Annotated in this window: 14 protein-coding genes and 2 pseudogenes; 7 read left to right on the plus strand and 9 right to left on the minus strand. The window is 66.1% G+C overall.

The window, feature by feature from the left end:
* Window positions 1–251: 251 nt before the first annotated feature.
* The 3 genes and pseudogenes from MBR110_RS32200 to MBR110_RS19695 all read right to left on the minus strand — a co-directional run.
* Window positions 252–526: pseudogene (locus tag MBR110_RS32200) on the minus strand (IS3 family transposase); the annotation flags it as partial.
* 101 nt (window positions 527–627) lie between these two features.
* A complete protein-coding gene (locus tag MBR110_RS19690; RefSeq protein WP_011882450.1) occupies window positions 628–1,722 on the minus strand; it encodes a potassium channel family protein in 1,095 nt (364 codons plus the stop codon).
* 81 nt (window positions 1,723–1,803) lie between these two features.
* Window positions 1,804–3,138, minus strand: coding sequence for an NAD(P)/FAD-dependent oxidoreductase (locus tag MBR110_RS19695; protein ID WP_034195208.1), 1,335 nt, complete (start codon window positions 3,136–3,138; stop codon window positions 1,804–1,806).
* A 194-nt stretch (window positions 3,139–3,332) separates the two neighbouring features.
* Here MBR110_RS19695 and MBR110_RS19700 point away from each other — a divergent pair, with 194 nt between their 5' ends.
* From MBR110_RS19700 to MBR110_RS19715, 4 genes are all read left to right on the plus strand, one after another.
* Complete coding sequence (locus MBR110_RS19700) at window positions 3,333–3,980, plus strand: hypothetical protein (protein ID WP_045577885.1); 648 nt, start codon at window positions 3,333–3,335, stop codon at window positions 3,978–3,980.
* 373 nt (window positions 3,981–4,353) lie between these two features.
* Window positions 4,354–4,638 carry a hypothetical protein gene (locus MBR110_RS19705; RefSeq protein WP_014725235.1) on the plus strand — a complete coding sequence of 95 codons (285 nt, stop codon included), beginning with the start codon at window positions 4,354–4,356 and terminating at the stop codon, window positions 4,636–4,638.
* Between the two features lie 527 nt (window positions 4,639–5,165).
* A complete protein-coding gene (locus MBR110_RS19710; RefSeq protein ID WP_041494193.1) occupies window positions 5,166–6,071 on the plus strand; it encodes a manganese catalase family protein in 906 nt (301 codons plus the stop codon).
* A 68-nt stretch (window positions 6,072–6,139) separates the two neighbouring features.
* Window positions 6,140–6,658 (plus strand): ferritin-like domain-containing protein, encoded by a 519-nt coding sequence (locus tag MBR110_RS19715; protein ID WP_011882455.1) that lies wholly within the window; start codon window positions 6,140–6,142, stop codon window positions 6,656–6,658.
* An 18-nt stretch (window positions 6,659–6,676) separates the two neighbouring features.
* On the opposite strand, the gene MBR110_RS19720 is transcribed toward MBR110_RS19715, so the two are convergent.
* From MBR110_RS19720 to MBR110_RS19735, 4 genes and pseudogenes are all read right to left on the minus strand, one after another.
* Window positions 6,677–6,955, minus strand: coding sequence for a hypothetical protein (locus MBR110_RS19720; protein ID WP_045577884.1), 279 nt, complete (start codon window positions 6,953–6,955; stop codon window positions 6,677–6,679).
* A 96-nt stretch (window positions 6,956–7,051) separates the two neighbouring features.
* Window positions 7,052–8,674, minus strand: coding sequence for a chaperonin GroEL (groL, locus tag MBR110_RS19725; protein ID WP_181709268.1), 1,623 nt, complete (start codon window positions 8,672–8,674; stop codon window positions 7,052–7,054).
* An 80-nt stretch (window positions 8,675–8,754) separates the two neighbouring features.
* Window positions 8,755–9,072, minus strand: coding sequence for a co-chaperone GroES (locus MBR110_RS19730; RefSeq protein ID WP_011882458.1), 318 nt, complete (start codon window positions 9,070–9,072; stop codon window positions 8,755–8,757).
* Between the two features lie 165 nt (window positions 9,073–9,237).
* Window positions 9,238–9,888, minus strand: a pseudogene (locus tag MBR110_RS19735) (diguanylate cyclase).
* Window positions 9,889–10,088: 200 nt separating this feature from the next.
* On the opposite strand from MBR110_RS19735, the gene MBR110_RS19740 reads away from it, so the two are divergent.
* Entirely contained in the window at window positions 10,089–10,418 is a 330-nt protein-coding gene (locus MBR110_RS19740; protein ID WP_175999515.1) for a hypothetical protein, read from the plus strand.
* A gap of 104 nt (window positions 10,419–10,522) precedes the next feature.
* Here MBR110_RS19740 and MBR110_RS19745 read toward each other — a convergent pair whose 3' ends face one another.
* Together MBR110_RS19745 and MBR110_RS19750 are read right to left on the minus strand one after the other, a co-directional pair.
* On the minus strand, window positions 10,523–10,804 hold the full coding sequence (locus MBR110_RS19745; protein ID WP_034195214.1) for a hypothetical protein: 282 nt from the start codon (window positions 10,802–10,804) through the stop codon (window positions 10,523–10,525).
* 209 nt (window positions 10,805–11,013) lie between these two features.
* The gene (locus MBR110_RS19750; protein WP_034195215.1) at window positions 11,014–11,223 is read right to left on the minus strand and encodes a hypothetical protein; all 210 of its coding nucleotides are present in this window, start codon (window positions 11,221–11,223) and stop codon (window positions 11,014–11,016) included.
* 385 nt (window positions 11,224–11,608) lie between these two features.
* On the opposite strand from MBR110_RS19750, the gene MBR110_RS19755 reads away from it, so the two are divergent.
* Both MBR110_RS19755 and MBR110_RS19760 read left to right on the plus strand, forming a co-directional pair.
* Window positions 11,609–12,463 carry a helix-turn-helix domain-containing protein gene (locus tag MBR110_RS19755; RefSeq protein ID WP_011882463.1) on the plus strand — a complete coding sequence of 285 codons (855 nt, stop codon included), beginning with the start codon at window positions 11,609–11,611 and terminating at the stop codon, window positions 12,461–12,463.
* A gap of 111 nt (window positions 12,464–12,574) precedes the next feature.
* Entirely contained in the window at window positions 12,575–14,242 is a 1,668-nt protein-coding gene (locus MBR110_RS19760; RefSeq protein ID WP_045577880.1) for an ATP-binding domain-containing protein, read from the plus strand.
* The last annotated feature ends 9 nt before the right edge of the window (window positions 14,243–14,251 follow it).

The following is a 14,251-nucleotide window of genomic DNA, read 5'->3' on the forward strand; positions in this document are numbered from 1 at the left end:
TGACTGCCAGCCCTCGCAAACGATCAACTGCGAATTAATTTTTTTATTGGCTGATGAGAAAAATATTGTGTTGGACGTAATGAGAAATGTTTAAATCGTCAGATGAAATTGGGAATCGATGAATCTTTCTTCCGCGTCGTTGCAACGTCCGCGGATACGGCAGATAAACCCTCATCGATTCGTGAAGATCGATGAAGTGCCGACAGCGAAGGCGATCGATCTCATCCGCGGGGAGCGGAAAACCGGCAGCATTCGTACCGAACGGTTCGGTTGTATCGTTCGAGGTATGCGTTCTGCTGCGTCTTGCACGGACGGCTGTAGTCCAGCCGAATGTCGTACTGTCGAGCCCATTCGAAAATCGCCGCGCTCAGAGACTCCGGCGCGTTACCACACCGCAGCGTTTTGGGCCTCGCCATGCACGGCTCACGCGCTCTGACGGCAGCGAAAAGTCGATCTCGATATCAAGGGCTTCGCGGTTGAAATCTTCAATCACGTTGAACAACCGGAAGCAGCGCCCGTGGGCCAAATGTCACTACTGGACCGCGCATGCATCGCCACCTCATGCGCGCAAGGTGCAACTCAATCTTTTTTGCGAGCGAATTTGGATTTAATCAGAGGCAGCATCCCTCAACCATCCCCCTCCGGAATCCTCGCCGACTGAATCACGACCAGCGTATCCCCCGCCTCGATCCGGCACGGCGGATCCTCATAAAACGAATGGATCTTCCCGCAGCGATCGAGCCCGACCACGATCGCCCCCGGCACGACGTTCGTCATGCATCCCACCTCATGCGGCAGCGCCGTGCGCTCCACCAGCGTCGCCCGGCCGCGCGTCGACAGCATGTCGTTGACGAACGGCACGATATAACGGCTGTGCACCGCATCGGCGAGCAACAGCGCGCCGATCTTCGTCGACGACACGATCACGTCCGCGCCCGCCTGCCGCAACTGACGCTGGTACAAATTCTCCTGGATCCGGACGACGATCTTCGTCTCGGGCGCGATGCTGCGCACCGACAGCGTCAGCAGGATCGCGGTCGGATCGTCGGTCACCGAGATGATCACCGCCTTTGCCGCGCGCACCTGCGCCTGCTGCAGCAGATCCTCGTGCGCCGGATCGCCGAGCAGCCCCGTCACGCCGAGCGACGTCGCGGCTTCGAGCGCCTGCTGCTGCGAATCGATCACGATGATCGTCGCCGGGTCGACGCCGCTCTCGAGCAGTTCGCGCACGGCGATCGAACCCGACAGTCCGTATCCGCACACGACGATGTGATCGGACAGTTGCTTCTGCAGCCGTTTCATGCGGAATTCCTCGATGACGCGCTGGATCACGAACTGATACGCCGTGCCCAGAAAGATGAACCAGATGCCGATGCGGATCGGCACGATGAAGAACGCATCGATCAGCCGCGCTCGCGCCGTGACCGGCACGATGTCGCCATAGCCGACCGTCGCGACGGTGACCATCGTGAAGTACACGAGATCGGCGACGCCCATCGGCGTGCTCTTGGTCGAATCGCGCAGGCCGTCACGGTCGAGATACAGCACCAGGAACGCCAGCATGCACAGCACGACCACCGCGCCGAGACGAAACAGCAGCGTGCGACGCGGCGACGTCGCGGGCCGCGTGAACAGCGTGCGCACGCGCGGCGCCTGCCACGGCTCGCGCGCGCGACGCAGGCGTGAGCGCAACGAACGGCGCTGGTCGGAAGGCGTTGCCAACGGGATTCTCCTGAACAATGCGGGCTCGATTCTACGACGGGCTACGACGGGCTACGACGCGAGCGTGCGCGCCCACGCGCGTCACAGCATGCTGCGCGGACGCACCATCGTTCCGTCGACGAACCGCCGCGCACGAAACGCGGACAGGTCCAGCGACGGCTCGCCCGTGTCGATCCATTCGGCGAGCAGCCGGCCGACGATCGGCCCCATCGCGAAGCCATGCCCGCAGAAGCCGGTCGCGATCGCGAGCCCCGACGGCGCCTCAGGCGCATCGATCACCGGAATCCCGTCGGGCAGCACGTCGATCAGGCCGCCCCACGCCTCGACGATCTGCGCGTCCTTCAGCGCGGGGAAGATCGCCTTCAGCTTCCCGAGCGCGCGCGGCGCATGCGCAGGATTCGGCTGCGGCTGCGGGTCGCGCGGCTCGATCGGCCCGATCGTGCCGCGGACCCGTGCGCTGAGGTCGCGCCACGCCGCCCCGTTCAGATGCAGCCGGAATTTCTCGCGGTGCGACCAGAATTCCGGCCAGAACAGGCTCAAGCCGCGCAGATGGCCCACGGTGAGATCGACGTCGACCTGCATGTCGTCCGCGAGATTGATCGCACCGTTGCGGCGCTGGCGGATCCCGAGGCCGTGCCCCCAGATCGTCGACGCCGACACGGCGGGCAGCACGTTGGTGCGCATGCAGGTACCGCGCACGGCGTGCTGCGGCAGACGGATGCCGACGCCGTCGAGCAGCCGGAAGCTGGTCGCGCCGGCCGCACAGATCACGCGCCGCGTGCGGATCGTGCCGCGCTCGGTCGCGACGCCGACCACCGCGCCGCCGGCCGTCTCGATCGCCGTCACGCCGCAGCCTTCGAAGAAACGCGCGCCGGCTTCGGCCGCGCGCGCGGCGAATGCGGCGGCCACGCGGCGCGGCTCGGCCTGGCCGTCCGAAGCCGTATATAGCCCGCCGAGCGTGCGCACGTGCGCGGAGAGTCCGCTCACGCGCCCGTCGATCTCCGCGCGTGTGACGGTGCGCGTATCGAGCCCGTGCTCGCGGGCGACGGCGAGCCACGCCTGGAACGACGCCCAGTCTTCTTCGTTGTCCGCCATGTACAGGCAGCCGCCCTGGCGCCACTCGAGGTCGAAGCCGAGCGTCTGCTCGAGCCCCTCCCAGATCCGCATGCCGGCCATCATCAACGGCACTTCGGCGGATTCGCGGCCTTGCTGCCGCACGAAACCCCACGCGCGCGTCGACTGCTGGCCGGCGATGCGCGACTTGTCGAGCACGACGGCCTTCAGTCCGCGCAGCGCCAAGTAGTAAGCGGCAGCGCAGCCCATGATGCCGGCGCCGGCGATCACCACGTCGGCTTCGGCCGGAAACGCCGCGTCGGCGCGGGTCAATGCATCGTGCAACGGATAAGTGGTCGTCATCGTTCTCGGTGGCGTGAGGTGTCCGGCCGCGCATCGCCATTCGCGATGGTCGCCGCCGAATCGGGCTGTCGAAGGTCGGATCGTGCGCGAACGCACGGCAAGGCATGCGAGCGGCCGTCCCCATTTTTTCGTCTTGACGGCGCTATGTTACCGCGCGCTAAACTGTATATCCATACAGTGTTTGTGCAGTGGCAATGATCCTCCCCCCATTCGATCCTCCGAAGCTGAACGACCTCACCGAATGGTGGACGAAGTGCACCTATGCGGACGTGCAGCGCCTGATACTGGAAGTCCAGCATCTGCGTCTGACGCTGTGGGAACTGAAGGCGCACGTCGCCGACGCATCGCGCCGGATTCGCGTGCTCGATCCCGACATGCTCACGCACGGCTCCGCGCTGCGGCGGCTGACCTACCTGCTCGAAAAGGAAATCGAACGCGCCAATCCGATCGGCCGCTCGCGCGACGTCTATGCGCCGTTTTCGGACGAATGGCGCGCTCGCGAAGCGCTGCGCTGCGCATTGCGCGCGCAACCGGGGCCGGCGCAAGCCGGCGCACGCGTACGCACGGTGCCGGCGTTCGAGCGCGTCACGTGGGCCGAACTGCGCGAACGCTGGCGTCACTCGAGCGACCGGCAATCGAGCCACTACAGCCTCGAACGACGCATGGTGCTCGAGATTGCGCGACAGCGCGTGGTGATACTCGCGCGTGCGCGCAAACTGGTCGACGACGCGATCGACGAAGCCGCCGCCGACGGCAAGCAATTGTTCGCGCTCGATCAGCTCAGGCGGCTGCTGTCCGTCGAGCGCGAAGACGGCGAGCCGTTCACGTACTTGCCGTCCTGACGCGTTCGTCCCGTAGCGCGAGTTCGTACGGTGATGCATCCGCTCGCGGCCGCTACATCACCACGAAAATCGCGCACACGTCTGTTCGCCATCGCACGTTGCACGTGTCACAGCGACGTCACTCGCACGGCCATACCATCAACCACGCGCGGCGCACCGTATGTCGTCCTTGCCGCGGCCGGGAACGAAACGTGCTGCGCCACACCGCCTGCCGGGACTCATTTATTTTCTTTGACGAGATCGGCATAACCGGCGAATATTCGCGTCGATCCATCGGTTAGTACTTCTTCAAAACACAAAAAATACGCCGCTCTCCGAGCAAAACGAGGACTTACGTTGTTTCGCGAACTGATATCCGATCGAAGGGGAAGAAATGACGCCGCCGTCCCAGGATGTGAGCATCAGAAAACCCGCTTCCGTAGCGAAAGCCGCCGAGCCTTCGCCCACCTTCTGGAAGCCCGCGCCGCCGATCGACGTGCCTGCGCCGCAACCGGAGCAGCAGCCGATGCCCGATCTGCGCGATTTTTTCGCAGCCGCGGCACTGCAAGGACTGTTGTCGCGCGATGCCGGTCGCAACGTGTCGTCCATCGCCGACTATGAATCGAAGCGCGCCGTTACCGCCTATCGGCTCGCCGACGAAATGCTGAAGGCGCGATAAGCACGCAAGCCTGCGAAAACCGCGGGCTTGCCTTCCCACCGGCCGGCTGCCGTGCCCGGCCACACGCAACCCCGCATCGACTCTTCCAATAAAGCTGCTTCTGCCGCGCGTAAGCGAAATGACAAGCGCTTGAAAAATCCGCCGACGCTTGCACGCATCGCGAAAGCGCCGCTCGCGTCTCGTCTTCCCCGCATCGCGAAAGCGCCTCAAACGGCCACGAACTTTGCCGTAGCGGCACAAGCGTTTGTCGGCCCGCACAGGTCATTGCGCCGAACCGCACCGTCATCGTCCGATCGCTACGCGCATCACTACGACGCGTTCGCGCGGCATCACACGCCGCACACGCCGCTCAAGCTCCGTCGAACCGCACCTACGTTCGCGAACACGCCGCTCGTCGCGCAGCGAGCGCAGACGCTCTGCGCGGCAACCGCTCGAGCGACGAACCGGCCGCTCGATCGACTGCGGGATCGCTTCCTGCTGTACGGCCATCGCGGATCTTCACGCGCAACCCACTTCATGGAGACTTCATGTTCATTCACAACACACGGCTTCAGTACACGGTGCGCGTCGATGCGCCCAATCCGGGGCTCGCGAACCTGCTGCTCGAACAGTTCGGCGGCCCGCAGGGCGAACTCGCCGCCGCGATGCGCTATTTCACGCAGGCGGTCACCGAGGAGGATCCGGGCCGCAAGGACATGCTGTTCGACATCGCCACCGAGGAGCTGAGCCACCTCGAAGTGATCGGCTCGCTGGTCGCGATGCTCAATCGCGGCGCGAAGGGCGAACTCGCCGAGGCCGTCGACGAGCAGGCCGAGCTGTACCGCAAGCTGCACGGCGCGGGCAACGACAGCCACGTGACGCAGCTGCTGTACGGCGCCGGCACGCCGCTCACCAATTCGGGCGGCGTGCCGTGGACGGCCGCGTACATCGACACGATCGGCGAGCCGACCGCCGACCTGCGCTCGAACATCGCGGCCGAAGCGCGCGCGAAAATCATCTACGAGCGGCTCATCAACGTGACCGACGATCCCGGCATCCGCGACGCGCTCGGCTTCCTGATGACGCGCGAGGTATCGCATCAGAAGTCGTTCGAGAAGGCGCTGTACGCGATCACCGCGAACTTCCCGCCGGGCAAGCTGCCGCCGGTCGAGCCCTACGACCGCGTGTACTTCCGCATGCAGCCGGACGCTGCCCCGCTGGTCGGCCCGTGGAATCACGGCGCCGGCCTGGAGATTCGTCCCGGCGAGCCTGCGGTCGACGGCGGCACCGGCATTGCGGAGGGCATGCTGGAACCGGAGCAGGCAGACGCGATCGACGCGATGTCGCAACGGCTGGCATCGGACCGCAACAGCGATCCGCTGACCGGCGCGGAGCTCGGTTCCGGCGCACCGACGCCGCAGCCGGGCGCCGCCGACGAACCCGATGACGCATGAACCGTCACGCGACGGACGTGCGCTCGCGAGCGGAACGCCCCTTCACTCAATCGAACGGAGAGAACGCAATGACCACGGACACGACCGCAGCAGAGGAAAACCTGATGGACTGGCTGCGCGACGCGCACGCGATGGAAGAACAGGCGGAGACGATGCTCACGTCGATGGCCGGTCGGATCGACCACTATCCGGATCTGAAGCGGCGCATCGAGCAACACATCGAAGAAACGCGCGAGCAGGCACGCCTGATACGCGGCTGCATCGAACGGCGCGGCGGATCGGTGTCGACGATGAAGGACGTCGGCGCCAAGACGATGGCGTGGGTGCAGGGCCTCGCGGGCATGTTCGCCTCCGACGAGATCGTCAAGGGCGGCATGGCGAGCTACACCTTCGAGCATTTCGAAATCGCCGCGTATCGCAACCTGATCGAAGCGGCGCGCTTCGTCGGCGACCGCGAGACGATGACGATCTGCGAGCGGATCCTGCCCGAGGAGCAGGCGATGGCCGCGTGGCTCGAACACAACATGGCGGGCGTCGTGCGCACCTATCTCGCCCGCGATGAGACCGACGCGCCCGCGAAACGCTGACGGCGCCGAGCGTCGCGATCACGCACCCGTTGCGCCGGGCTCGGACTGGTCGGCCATCAGGTACTGAATGACGAGCGTCGGATCCGCGACGTCGAGAATCAGGCGACGCATCACGCGCTTGCGCATGTGTGCGTCGTCGAGGGTCCATGGGCCGGCCGCGTCGCCGAGGTAGCGGGCCACCGCATCGCGGTGGTCGCCGTCCGGCGGCAGCCCGAGCCGCGCGGCCAGCAGCCCCGCGACGACATCGTCGATCTCGATGTGCAGCGGCTTCGAATCGATCGACAGCTGAAGTTTCATGATCGGTCTCTGCAACATGAAAAAGACGGTGCGCGCGCCTATCGCGCGCACCGAACCGTGCCGCGCCGGCCAGCGGCGGCGCCAGTGTCGGCGCGTTCAGTAACCGAGCTCGGGGGACGGCGCGGCTTCAGCGCGTTCGTCCTTCGGTGCGTCGGCGACGGTCGCATCGGTCGTCAGCACGAGGCCGGCGATCGACGCCGCGTTCTGCAACGCGGTACGCGTGACCTTGGTCGGATCGACGACGCCGGCCTCCACCAGATCGCCGTACTCGCCGGTCGCCGCGTTGTACCCGAAGTTGCCGCTGCCTTCCAGCACCTTCGCGATCACCACCGACGGTTCGTCGCCCGCGTTCGACGCGATCACGCGCAGCGGCGCTTCGAGCGCGCGCAGCACGATGCGGATGCCGGCATCCTGATCGCCGTTCGCGCCCTTCAGGTCCGTCAGCGCCGCGCGCGCACGCAGCAGCGCGACGCCGCCGCCCGGCACGATGCCCTCCTCGACCGCCGCGCGCGTCGCATGCAGCGCATCGTCGACGCGGTCCTTCTTCTCCTTCATCTCGACTTCGGTGATCGCGCCGACCTTGATCACGGCGACGCCGCCCGCGAGCTTCGCGACACGCTCCTGCAGCTTCTCGCGATCGTAGTCGCTCGTCGCTTCGTCGATCTGCACGCGGATCGACTTCACGCGCGCGTCGATACGCGCGGCGTCGCCGGCGCCGTCGATGATGATCGTGTCGTCCTTGCGCACCTCGACGCGTTTCGCGCTACCGAGATCGTCGAGCGTCGCCTTGTCGAGCTGCTTGCCGGTTTCCTCCGAGATCACCGTCGCGCCGGTCAGGATCGCGATGTCCTCGAGCATCGCCTCGCGCCGGTCGCCGAAGCCCGGCGCCTTGACCGCGGCCACCTTCAGGATGCCGCGCATCGCGTTCACGACGAGCGTCGCGAGCGCTTCGGCTTCGACGTCTTCGGCGACGATCAGCAGCGGCTTGCCGGACTTCGACGCCGCTTCGAGGATCGGCAGCAGGTCGCGAATGTTCGAGATCTTCTTGTCGTGCAGCAGGATCAGCGCGTCGTCGAGATACGCGGCCTGCTTCTCCGGATCGTTGATGAAGTACGGGCTGATGTAGCCGCGATCGAACTGCATGCCTTCGACGACGTCGAGTTCGTTGTCGAGCGACTTGCCGTCCTCCACCGTGATCACGCCTTCCTTGCCGACCTTCTCCATCGCGTCCGCGATGATCTTGCCGATCGCGTCGTCCGCGTTCGCGGAAATGGCGCCGACCTGCGCGATCTCCTTGTGCGTCGAGATCGGCCGCGACAGTGTGCGCAGCTCCTCGAGCACCACGCCGACGGCCTTGTCGATGCCGCGTTTCAGATCCATCGGGTTCATGCCGGCCGCGACGTGCTTCATCCCTTCCTGCACGATCGCCTGGGCGAGCACGGTGGCGGTCGTCGTGCCGTCGCCGGCCACGTCGGCCGTCTTCGACGCGACCTGCTTGACGATCTGCGCGCCCATGTTCTCGAAGCGGTCCTTCAGCTCGATTTCCTTCGCGACCGACACGCCGTCCTTCGTGATGACGGGCGCGCCGAAGCTGCGTTCGATCACCACGTTGCGGCCCTTCGGGCCGAGCGTCACCTTCACCGCGTCGGCGAGGACATTCACGCCCTTGACGATCTGGCTACGCGCACCGTCGCGGAATTTCACGTCTTTTGCAGTCATTTCGTTGCTCCGGGTAAAGTCGTTGAACGGAATGCCGCGCTCACCGGCCGCCTGCCGGCGCGGCGCGGGCGCATCGCGCTTCAGGCCGCCTTGCGGGCAGCCGGCGATGCCGCTTCGAGCACGCCCATCACGTCCTCTTCGCGCATGACGAGCAGTTCCTCGCCGTCCACCTTGACGGTCTGGCCTGCATATTTGCCGAATAGAACCCGGTCGCCGACCTTGAGCTGCAACGGCTGCTGCGAGCCGTCCTGCAGCAGCCGGCCGCTGCCGACTGCAATGACTTCGCCCTGTTCGGGCTTTTCCGCGGCGGAATCGGGAATGACGATGCCCGACGCCGTCGTCCGCTGCTGTTCGATTCGTTTGACGATAACCCGGTCGTAGAGGGGACGAATCTGCATTTTCATCTCCTGAGCGATGAGATCACCTGAATAAGGGAATCCGGCAGCGCAGCCACCGGCGAAAGCCGCGATGCGCTGTCGTGCCGTCGATCGGCGAAAAGCGAAATAGTGGCGAGCGAACGCGCTTCAAGACCCGCGCGCACGATGCGTTTGTAACAAAATGTTTCAACGGATCAGGATGCGGCGCACCTCGCCCAGCCGGTAGCGAACAGGCGCCGCGCGCTGCAGCGACGGCCGCTATGGCCGCGGCAAGATCGGGCACGGCGGCTGTCGGCCGCCGTCCGCATCGAGTGTGTCGTCGGGTTCGTCGAGCGTGCGCCAGAGGCCGCCCTTGACCGGACGGAACATCCAGCGTGCGTAGCCTTTGCGCGCGGCCACTTGCATCAGCGCGTCGCGCTCCGGCGCGCCGTCGACCAGATGATGCTCGACGCACGCGCCGGCACCGTAATCGCCGTAGTCGCCGAACGCCTGGCGACACGCGAGCGCTTCGCCGGCCGACGCGCCGAGCGTATTGCACGCGCGCCGCTCGACGCGCTCGAGCTCCCATGCGCCCAACCGCCATGCCGCATCGAGCAGCATCGCCTCGACGGATTCGAGCGCCGGCCCCGGGCGCTCGAACTGGATCGCGCTGCCGGGCACCGGGCGCGGCGGCACGTCGATGCCGGGCAGCGCGAGCGGCGTTTCGCGCAGCAAGCCATGCCAGTGCAGGATCGCGATCAACGGCGTGTCGGCACGTGCGGCGGCGGTCACGGTCACGGCATAGAGCGGCAGTCGAACGGCGTCGATCTGCTGGTTCACGATGTCGAAAAGGTCCATGAAACGTCCCATTCTTTCGAAAGCGGACGCCCCTTGAAATTCGCAACGCGTGACCTATTTTAGGTGTCGCTCGACGCAGTCGCGGTTCTCGCGCTGCGTGCTTCGATGGGTTATCGGCCAGGCAGGCAACGGCATGGTAGCGCACCGGTTCGTCGCGCATCGGGTTGCCGCCAGGCGATGCTTTGACATGAGAGACGAACATGCTGAGTCCACACGAATTTGCGACCTTGATGCTGATCCGTCATGCGCCGGATCAACTGGACAACGGCCGTGCCGAAATCGACACGCTGCTCGCACGCCAATTGATCATGCTGGAACATCGCGCCGACGGCGATCGGCGCGCGCATCTGACGCCGCGCGGGCTCGCGATGCTCGACGCGTTCGGCGCGAGTGGCGCCCGCCGCCGCCGCACGAGCGGTCGTCCGCCCGCGCTCGCGCACGACCGCAACGAGCCATACGCGCAGTGCGGTCAATGGTTCGGCGCGACGGCCGCCGATGCCGGCAGCGCGCAGCCGCAGACGCAGACCTGATAGTCGCGGCAATGCTCGCCGTATGCGGTGCCGCATACGGCGATGCGCGTGAATCGTGGAAGGAGTCTCCGGCGGCAAACGCCACCATTCGGGCGCGACCCGAATCAGTGGCTATGGCGCGTGCGGTTGCGGTTTCCGCTCGCGCGGTCGAACGGCTGCAATCTGGCGAGTTGCTCGACCGACATCGTGACGACTTCGAGAACATGCCGCGCGATCTGCTCGTCGGTCATCCCGGCGCTCAAGTACCGTTCGATGCTGATCGTGCGCGGCGGATAGCTTCCCGATTCGTCGTCGACGATGTGGATCCTGGCGGTTCGCCGCTCGGGTGAGAGCACGACCTGGACGGTCCTGCCGTGAACGATGGTCTGCATGCACAAGGCTGACATTGACGGTCTCCCGTTGCGTGTCGTTCTACCAATCATCGGCCGATACCGGCGATTCACCTGAGCAATCTACAAATTTACGTCGCCATTCGCAACCATATGGAATGAATCAAGGCGATCGCACGTGGCACGCCTGGCATGGCTGGCTTCGTTGAACGCGTTCGGCTGTCAGGAGAGCGTACTGCCCGAGGGTTCCGCAACCCGTCGGCGCGCTATGCGTAGCGGCTCAACCATTCTTCCGAGAATTTCTTCGCGTAGGCGACGGCTTCCGCTTCGGTGTCGAATTCGCCCAGCTTGCGGAATGCGGCCTCGCGGCTGAAACCCAGCTTCGTCACCTCGACTTGCGCGGCATATTTGCCGTTCTCGGTCACGCGCGGCTCGCAGTTCATCTCATACCCGCGCATCACAAACTTTTTCTGCATCGCTTCGATCTGTTTTGAGACGAGCGAAATCGTAGCATGGCGTGCGGCTCGTGCACGCAGCGCCCGGCAACTGTAACTTCATCGGTTGCGCTAGAGGATTTCATCGAAAAAGGGCCGCATGCTGCGCCGCTGCGCGCCGAGGCCTACGCGGCGCACCCGGGCCCGGCGCCGACCGTTATGCATGCCCCGAAGCGGTGCGCATCGCGTAACGTCGTGACACACCTTTCACAGAAACCCATCTTTTCGGCCACGGAATGGCCGCAGTTTTGCGGTAAAGTTATCGTTTCCGCGCGTGGCCGGTCGGCTCGCCCCTGGACGTCCTCAAGACTGTCCGCCGAGACTGCCGCAAGGCGTCGTTCTGAACGTCACGATCCGTTCCCGTAGCATGACCACTGAAGCAATCACCACGGATTCCCTCGCGGTTGCCGAGCGCGTGCGCGAGTTGATGACCCGCAACGGCATCGGCAAGCGCCAGCAGACCACCGAGCTGTGCCGCATCCTCGACCTGAGCTTTTCGCAGGGTCACCGCAAACTGCGCGGCAGCAGCCCCTGGACGCTCTCGCAGATCAAGAAAGTCGCCGAAGCCTATGGCGAGCCCGCCGCCCAACTGTTCGGCGCGCAGACGCTCGACCCCGGCATGGTCGGCGCCTGTTCACAGGAAGCCGTGCTCTATGCGGGCGTCGCCGAAATTCCATGCACCGCGTGGATCGGCGCGCCGCTCGAAGCGGGCGCCCGCCCCGAATTCGTCGCCTACGAACAGAACGGCCGCTGGCGCGTGCTGCGCCACACCGGCGTGCTGTATCAAAACGCGTACGACGTGCACAAGATCGAGATATATCCGCGCCGCGCCGAAAGCGACAAGCTGATCGTCGCGGTGATCGATCCCGACCGCGTCAGCGCGACCGAACTGTGCCGCTATCTCGAACGGCAAGGCTTCGCCACCGCCGCGTTCGACGGCCTCGCGCCGTTCGTCGACGCGCTGCAGGGCCAGGCGTTCGACGCGGTCGTCACCGAATGGCGGTTCGACGACGGCACGGCCGCCACCGCGATCAAGGCGGTGCGCACGTCCGACAATCCAGGCGCCCCGATCTTCGTGCTGACCGGCGACCTGCTGACCGGTCGCGCGAGCGAAGCGGACATCAGCGAAGTGATCCGCGCGTTCGACGTCGTCTGCTACGAAAAGCCCGCGCGCATGGCGATTCTCAGCGCCGATCTCGCGAAGCGGCTGGCCCGCAGTTGAGCGCCGGCCTGCGCTGACGGGCAGCCGGCGCAGGCCGCTCGGCGGTGGCGCACGGGTTCGTCAGTACAATGGCCGGATTCCGTTCACGACCGGCCTTCGCCGCCCGACTTCATGGCCCGCCTGATTCCCGACGACTGGAAAAGCCTTGCCGCCACCGGCGCGGCCGAACGCGAGCGCGAGACGCTCGCCGCGCTCGAACACGCGCTGCCGGACACCTACACCGTCTATCACGGCGTCCACTGGACGCGCGCCGACCAGGGCTTCTCGGTGTTCGGCGAAGCGGCCTTCGTGGTCGTCAGCGCAGCGGGCCGCGTGCTGCTGATCGAGCAGAAGGCAGGCTTCCTGCGCGAAACGCCGAAGGGCCTCGTCAAGGTCTACCTGCAGAAGGAGCGCAACGTCCCGATCCAGCTCGCGCGCACGCAGGAAACGCTGCACCGGCGGCTGACGGCCGCGCTCGGCGCGGGCGTCTACGGCGTCGATGCGCTGCTGTACTGCCCCGACTACGCGATCCGCGACACGGCGATCGCCGGCGTCCCGGCGGACCGCATCGTCGATGCCTCGCGCAAGGCGCAGCTCGCGCAGGTCATCCAGCAGATTCTCCCCGACGACGACGCGCCGTTGCCGAACGCCGCGAAGCTGCATCACTTCTTCGCGGACGAGCTCGCGCTCACGCCCGATACCAGCGCGCTCGTCGGCCAGGCCGGCACGCTGGTAACGCGGCTGTCGGGCGGGCTCGCCGCATGGGCGCGCCAGCTCGAGTTCACGCCGTTCCGATTGCGCGTGACGGGCACGGCCGGTTCGGGCAAGACCCAGCTCGCGGTGCAGGCGATGCGCGACGCGCTCGCGGCCGGCAAGCGCGTGCTCTACGTGTGCTTCAACCGGCCGCTCGCCGACTACATCGCACGCATCGCGCCGCCCGGCGCGACGATCGCGAACTATCATCAGCTGTGCGACTGGGTCGCCCGCGACGGCGGCTATACGCCCGACTTCGACGCGCCCGGCGCGTTCGAACGGCTCGAGGCGCGCTTCGCCGAAACGCCCGTGACGGAGCGCTGGCGCTTCGACGTGCTGATCGTCGACGAAGGTCAGGATTTCCACGCGCCGTGGGCGACGGCCCTCGAGCGCCTGCTCGCGCCGAACGGCGCCTGGTGGTGGCTGGAAGATCCGCTGCAGAACCTGTATCTGCGCGAGCCCGTCGCGTTGCCCGGCTGGGTCACGCTGAAGGCGTTGACCAACTATCGCAGCCCGCGCGACCTGCTCGAATTCGTGCGCGACGTCGTCGGCCGGGTGGAGCCACTCGCGGCCGAGCTGCGCTCCGGCAGCCCGTTCGACGGTTCCGATCCGGCCGTGTCGTCATACGGGGAAGCCGGCGCGGCCGACGACGCGCTCGCCGACGCGTGCATCGACGCGACCAAGCGCGCGATCACGCACGCGCTGTCGCTCGGCTTTCGCAAGCAGGACATCGCCGTGCTGTCGTATCGCGGCCGCGAGAGCTCGGTGCTGGCGCGGCTCGACCAGCTCGGCCCGCACCGGCTGAAACGGTTCACGGGGAAGTACGACCTGTTCGGCAACCCTGAATACCGCGAAGGCGACGTGCTCCTCGATTCGATCTACCGGTTCAAGGGGCAATCGGCGCCCTGCGTGATCCTCACCGAGGTCGACTTCGACACGCTCGATGCGCGCGCGGCCCGCAAGCTGTTCGTCGGCGCGACCCGCGCGACGATGAAGCTGCTGCTCGTCGCGTCGGCGCGCGCGGCTGCGCAACTGCCGGCCGCTTGACGCACGGCT

This window comes from Burkholderia sp. MBR-1 (genome assembly GCF_013822785.1).
Lineage (GTDB): Bacteria > Pseudomonadota > Gammaproteobacteria > Burkholderiales > Burkholderiaceae > Burkholderia > Burkholderia vietnamiensis.

Coding starts and splice junctions, on each gene's coding strand:
- MBR110_RS19695 (WP_034195208.1), bottom strand. CDS start 3,138: ATGACGACCACTTATCCGTTGCACGATGCATTGACCCGCGCCGACGCG.
- MBR110_RS19700 (WP_045577885.1), top strand. CDS start 3,333: ATGATCCTCCCCCCATTCGATCCTCCGAAGCTGAACGACCTCACCGAA.
- MBR110_RS19705 (WP_014725235.1), top strand. CDS start 4,354: ATGACGCCGCCGTCCCAGGATGTGAGCATCAGAAAACCCGCTTCCGTA.
- MBR110_RS19710 (WP_041494193.1), top strand. CDS start 5,166: ATGTTCATTCACAACACACGGCTTCAGTACACGGTGCGCGTCGATGCG.
- MBR110_RS19715 (WP_011882455.1), top strand. CDS start 6,140: ATGACCACGGACACGACCGCAGCAGAGGAAAACCTGATGGACTGGCTG.
- MBR110_RS19720 (WP_045577884.1), bottom strand. CDS start 6,955: ATGAAACTTCAGCTGTCGATCGATTCGAAGCCGCTGCACATCGAGATC.
- groL (WP_181709268.1), bottom strand. CDS start 8,674: ATGACTGCAAAAGACGTGAAATTCCGCGACGGTGCGCGTAGCCAGATC.
- MBR110_RS19730 (WP_011882458.1), bottom strand. CDS start 9,072: ATGCAGATTCGTCCCCTCTACGACCGGGTTATCGTCAAACGAATCGAA.
- MBR110_RS19740 (WP_175999515.1), top strand. CDS start 10,089: ATGCTGAGTCCACACGAATTTGCGACCTTGATGCTGATCCGTCATGCG.
- MBR110_RS19745 (WP_034195214.1), bottom strand. CDS start 10,804: ATGTCAGCCTTGTGCATGCAGACCATCGTTCACGGCAGGACCGTCCAG.
- MBR110_RS19750 (WP_034195215.1), bottom strand. CDS start 11,223: ATGCAGAAAAAGTTTGTGATGCGCGGGTATGAGATGAACTGCGAGCCG.
- MBR110_RS19755 (WP_011882463.1), top strand. CDS start 11,609: ATGACCACTGAAGCAATCACCACGGATTCCCTCGCGGTTGCCGAGCGC.
- MBR110_RS19760 (WP_045577880.1), top strand. CDS start 12,575: ATGGCCCGCCTGATTCCCGACGACTGGAAAAGCCTTGCCGCCACCGGC.